A 5,232-nucleotide genomic window follows, 5' to 3' on the forward strand; every position below is an offset into this window, starting at 1 on the left:
GGGGCCCGACGCCCGGGGTGGCCCAGGGGGTGGGCGGCGCCCCCGGCGGGGTCAGTGGGGGCAGTCCGGCTCGATCCCGCCGGGCAGACCCCCGCCCCCGAACACCGCACAGGTCGCCTCGTCCCCCCCGAGCGCCGCGACAGCGAGCAGTACGGACCCGGCGGTCCATGTCGTGAGCTCCTCGGGCCACACGGCCCGGTCCTCGAAGACGTAGCCGGTCCAGTAGAGCCCCGTCGCGGGGTCCCGCAGCCGCTGGATGTCCTGGAGGATCGTCAGGGCGCGGTCGGACTGACCGACGGCCCAGAGGGCGAGGGCGAGTTCGGCGCTCTCGCCGCCGGTGACCCAGGGGTTGGGGTCGACGCACCGCACCCCGAGCCCGGGCACGACGAACGTGTCCCAGTGCGCCGCGATCCGCTCCGTCGCCTCGTCCCCGCGCAGGACGCCGCCCAGCACCGGGTAGTACCAGTCCATCGAGTAGCGGCTCTTGTCGAGGAAGCGCTCGGGGTGCCGCCGGACGGCGTGCCGCAGCGCGCCGACCGCCAGTTCCCAGTCGGGTTGCGGCTCCTCGCGCTGCTCGGCGATGGCGAGCGCGCACCGCAGTGCGTGGTGGACGGACGAACTGCCGGTCAGCAGCGCGTCGTCGACGGGCGTGCCGTCGTCCTCGCGCTTCCAGCCGATCTGGCCGCCGGGCTGCTGGAGCCGCAGCACCCAGGCGACGGCCGCGCACACGACGGGCCACATGCGGTCGAGGAACGTGTCGTCGCCGGTGGACAGGTAGTGGTGCCAGACGCCGACGGCGATGTAGGCGACGAAGTTGGACTCGCGCCCGCGGTCGGTGACGTCGTCGGCGTCGCCGTCGTGGTAGGCGGCGTACCAGGACCCGTCGGCGTTCTGGTGGCGGGCCAGCCACGCGTAGGCCCGGTCGGCGGCCTCGTGTTCGCCGGCCACGTCGAGCGCCATGGCGGCCTCGGTGTGGTCCCACGGGTCGAGGTGGTGTCCGCGGAACCAGGGTATGGCTCCGTCGGCCCGCTGCACGTCGAGCAGCCCGCGGACGGTCCGCCGCGCCTGATCGGCCGTCAGGACGCCGTCGAGGACGAGGAGTTCGGTCCGCTCGGGGCTGCTCACGCAGTGGCCTCGGCGTCGGCGGCGGGCAGGTGCGGCTTGGTGGCGTAGGCGACGAAGCTCTTGCCGACGACGGGGTTCAGGAGCTGCTCGGCGACCCGGGTCAGGGCGGGCTTCTTCATGATGTCCCAGACGAGGAGCTTGTGGTACGCCTTCACCGGCAGCGCCTTGTCGTTGTCCACGCCGAAGGCGCACTTGAGCCACCAGTACGGCGAGTGCAGGGCGTGCGCGTGGTGCGTCCCGTACGGCTTGAGGCCGGCCTCGCGCATCCTGCCGAGGAGTTCGTCGGCCTTGTAGATGCGGATGTGGCCGCCCTCGACCTCGTGGTACTCGTCCGACAGCGCCCAGCAGACCTTCTCGGGCCCGTAGCGCGGCACGGTGACGGCGATGCGGCCGCCCGGCTTGAGGACGCGCACCATCTCGGCGAGCACGCCCTTGTCGTCGGGGATGTGCTCCATGACCTCGCTGATGATGACGACGTCGAAGGACGCGTCGGGGAAGGGCAGGGCGAGCGCGTCGCCCTCCATCGCGGTGGCGGTGGCGCCGGCCGGGGCCTCGCCGGCCTCCTTCATGGCGGCGAACCACTTGGCGACCTCGGCGATCTCCTCCGCGTTCTGGTCCAGGGCGACGACCTGGGCCCCGCGCCGGTAGCACTCGAAGGCGTGCCGTCCGGCCCCGCACCCGAGGTCGAGGACGCGGTCCCCCGCGGCGAGCGGGAAACGGGTGAAGTCGACGGTCAGCACGTGGCCCTGCTTTCCTGGGGGGTTTCCTGTTGCGGTCGCGATCGCGGTGGTGCGGAGCCGGTGGCGCGGGGGCCGCGGGGTGCCGCGTCCATCGCCTCCCGGTAGAGCTCGGCGGTGCCCTGTGCGGCGCGCGCCCACGTGAACCGGTCGAGGACGCGGGTGCGGCCCGCGGCGCCGAGCCGGGTGCGCAGCGCGGGGTCCTCGAGCAGCCGGGTCAGGGCGGCGGCGAGCGCGCCCGCGTCCCCGGTGGGCACGGACAGGCAGGTCTCGCCGTCGGGGCCGGCGACCTCGGGGATCGCGCCGCCGGTGGTGGCGACGAGCGGGGTGCCGGTGGCCATGGCCTCGGCGGCGGGCAGCGAGAAGCCCTCGTAGAGGGAGGGCACGCACGCGACATGGGCGGAGCGCACGAGGTCGACGAGCTCCTGGTCGCTGATGCCCTTGACGAACTCGACGGCGTCCGCGAGCCCGTACCGCTCGATGGCCTGGGCGACGGGGCCGTCCTCGGCGCGCTTGCCGACGACGACGAGGTGCGCGCCGGGCTGCTCGGCGCGGACCTTGGCGAGGGCCTCGACGAGGTGGACGAGGCCTTTGAGCGGGACGTCGGCGCTGGAGGTGGTGACGATGCGGCCGGGCACCTCGGCGATCGCGGGATCCGGCGAGAAGAGGTCGGTGTCGGCGCCGATGTGGACGACGCGGATGCGCCCGGGGCGGACCCCGAGGTGCTCGACGATCTCGTCGCGCGAGGTGCCGGAGACGGTGAGCACGGAGGGCAGCTTGCGGGCGACGCGCTTCTGCATGCGTGTGAACGCGTACCAGCGGCGCACCGACATGCGGCGCCTCCAGTCGGCGGCGGCGTCGAGTTCGAGCTGCCGGTCGACGGTGATGGGGTGGTGGATGGTGCTGACGAGCGGGGCGCCGAGGTCGCCGAGCAGGCCGTAGCCGAGGGTCTGGTTGTCGTGGACGACGTCGAAGTCGCCGCGGCGGGCGCGCAGATGGCGGCGGGCGCGCAGCGAGAAGGTGAGCGGCTCGGGGAAGCCGCCGGTCCACATGGTGCCGACCTCGAGGGCGTCCACCCAGTCGCGGTACTCGTCGCGCTTCGGTGTGCGGAAGGGGTCGGGGCTGCGGTACAGGTCGAGGCTCGGCAGCTCGGTGAGGCTGAGTCCGTCGAGCTCCTCGCCCTCGTCGAGCACGGGGTAGGGCTGGGCGCCGATGACCTCGACGCGGTGCCCGAGCCGGGCCAGCTCGCGGGAGAGGTGGCGTACGTACACGCCCTGGCCACCGCAGAACGGGTTGCCCTTGTACGTGAGGAGAGCGATGCGCAACGACTCCGCGGTCACTCCAGGCCACCCTTCTCTCCTGCTTGCCCGTGGACATCCCGGCCCGCCCCTGGGGACCGCCGACACTACGTGGGGACGCTAATCTAGAACAAGTTTCAGAATTGATCGTTCAAGGACCACCGAATCTACCGGCAGGTAGCCACGCTGTGACCGGTGGAGCAGGTGATTCACGCCACGGCGGAAGCGGACACGGAAGCGGAAGCGGACAGATGACAGCTCCGGACGCGAGAAGCAGCACACAGGGCGCTCCCGCGCTCACCGAGCGCCAGGAGGCCAGGCGGCGCCGGATCCTGCACGCGAGCGCCCAGCTGGCGGCCCGTGGCGGGTTCGACGCGGTGCAGATGCGCGAGGTCGCCGAGTCCTCGCAGGTGGCCCTCGGCACGCTGTACCGGTACTTCCCGAGCAAGGTCCATCTGCTCGTCGCCACCATGCAGGACCAGCTCCAGCACATGCACACGACGGTCCGCAAGCGCCCGCCGTCCTCCGACTCCCGCTCCGAGCGTGTCGCGGAGACCCTGATGCGGGCGTTCCGCGCGTTGCAGCGGGAGCCGCATCTGGCCGACGCCATGGTCCGCGCGCTGACCTTCGCGGACCGCAGCGTCAGCCCGGAGGTCGACCAGGTCTCCCGGCAGACCACGGCGATCATCCTGGACGCGATGGAGCTGGACGTGCCGACGCCCGAGCAGCTGTCCGCGGTCCGGGTCATCGAGCACACCTGGCACTCGGCGCTGATCACCTGGCTCTCCGGGCGGGCCTCGATCGCGCAGGTGAAGATCGACATCGAGACGGTCTGCAGGCTGATCGACCTCGTCGACCCGGACCGGGACACGCCCTGACGTCTCCGGCCGACATCCCCGGCCGACATCCCCGGCCGGCGTCTGCGACCGGCGCTCACTCCTCCGGCGGGAACACGACCTCCCCCGAGTCGGCCAGCGCGAGCGTGATCGCCTCCACGGGGCAGCCCTCGGCCGCCGCGAGGACGGCCTCCCCCGCGTCGACGTCGGCCTCGACGGGCCGGGACTGCCGGGCGGTGTCGAGGCGGAACGCCCCGGGCGCGTGGTTCACGCACATCCCCGACCCGATGCAGACCCCGCGGTCGACCTCCACGTGCCAGCGGTCACCCACGGCTCAGCCCTCCCAGCCGGCCGGCAGGTGGATCATCTTGTGCTCGAGGTACGAGCCGTAGCCCTCGGGGCCGAACTCCCGCCCCAGGCCGCTGTTCTTGTAGCCGCCGAACGGGCCGAGCATGTCGAGGCTGAAGGTGTTCACGTTGTACGTGCCGGTGCGCACCTGCCGCGCGATCTCGATGCCGTGGGCGACGTCGTCGGTCCAGACGCTGCCGCTGAGCCCGTAGTCGGAGTCGTTCGCGATCTTCACGGCCTCGGTCTCGTCCCCGTACGGGAGCAGGCAGATGACCGGGCCGAAGATCTCCTCGCGGGCGATGCGCATGCCGTTGTGGACGTCGCCGAAGAGCGTCGGCTCGACGTACCAGCCGCGCTCGAGGCCGGGCGCGCTGGGGGCACCGCCGCCGGTGAGGATCTTCGCGCCCTCCTCCTGGCCGATGCGGATGTAGTCGAGGTTGCGCTGCTGCTGGCGGCGGGCGACGAGCGGGCCGACCTGGGTGGCCGGGTCGAGCGGGTCGCCGACGACGAGCGCGGAGGCGGCGGCGGTGAGGGCCTCGGCGAACTCGTCGTAGCGGCTGCGCGGCAGCAGGATGCGGGTCTGGGCGACGCAGGCCTGTCCGTTGTTCATCCAGGCGGCCGGCACGATCCCGGCGACCGTGGACTCCAGGTCGGCGTCGGGCAGCACCACGGCCGCGGACTTGCCGCCGAGTTCGAGGGTGACCCGGGTGAGGTTGCGGGAGGCGACCTCCATGACGCGCTTGCCGGCCGGGACGGACCCGGTGAAGGAGACCTTGTCGATGCCGGGGTGGCCGACGAGGTACTTGCTGACCTCGCGGTCGGCGGGCAGGATCGAGAGGACGCCCTCGGGCAGTCCGGCCTCGCGGGCGATCTCGCCGAGCACGTACA

Annotated in this window: 6 protein-coding genes; 1 reads left to right on the forward strand and 5 read right to left on the reverse strand. The window is 72.6% G+C overall.

Annotated elements, in window-relative coordinates; all coding sequences use genetic code 11:
* Positions 1-51: 51 nt before the first annotated feature.
* Genes GTW43_RS05860 through GTW43_RS05870 form a run of 3 tightly spaced genes read right to left on the reverse strand, consistent with a single transcriptional unit; the run spans position 52 to position 3,202 of the window.
* Positions 52-1,125: a prenyltransferase gene (locus GTW43_RS05860; RefSeq protein ID WP_161300545.1), complete on the reverse strand. Its 1,074-nt coding sequence runs from the start codon at positions 1,123-1,125 to the stop codon at positions 52-54.
* On the reverse strand, positions 1,122-1,865 hold the full coding sequence (locus GTW43_RS05865; RefSeq protein ID WP_161300546.1) for a class I SAM-dependent methyltransferase: 744 nt from the start codon (positions 1,863-1,865) through the stop codon (positions 1,122-1,124). The genes GTW43_RS05860 and GTW43_RS05865 overlap by 4 nt, the downstream gene beginning before the upstream one ends.
* Entirely contained in the window at positions 1,859-3,202 is a 1,344-nt protein-coding gene (locus tag GTW43_RS05870) for a glycosyltransferase family 4 protein (protein WP_161300547.1), read from the reverse strand. Before GTW43_RS05870 ends, GTW43_RS05865 begins: the two co-directional genes overlap by 7 nt.
* Positions 3,203-3,411: 209 nt before the next feature.
* On the opposite strand from GTW43_RS05870, the gene GTW43_RS05875 reads away from it, so the two are divergent.
* Positions 3,412-4,038 (forward strand): TetR family transcriptional regulator, encoded by a 627-nt coding sequence (locus tag GTW43_RS05875; protein ID WP_161300548.1) that lies wholly within the window; start codon positions 3,412-3,414, stop codon positions 4,036-4,038.
* Positions 4,039-4,093: 55 nt separating this feature from the next.
* On the opposite strand, the gene GTW43_RS05880 is transcribed toward GTW43_RS05875, so the two are convergent.
* The gene (locus GTW43_RS05880) at positions 4,094-4,327 is read right to left on the reverse strand and encodes a ferredoxin (RefSeq protein WP_161300549.1); all 234 of its coding nucleotides are present in this window, start codon (positions 4,325-4,327) and stop codon (positions 4,094-4,096) included.
* Positions 4,328-4,330: 3 nt separating this feature from the next.
* On the reverse strand, positions 4,331-5,232 hold a 902-nt coding region (locus GTW43_RS05885), incomplete at its 5' end, for an aldehyde dehydrogenase family protein (RefSeq protein ID WP_161300550.1).

Source organism: Streptomyces sp. SID5785, from assembly GCF_009870065.1.
Taxonomy (GTDB): Bacteria; Actinomycetota; Actinomycetes; order Streptomycetales; family Streptomycetaceae; genus Streptomyces.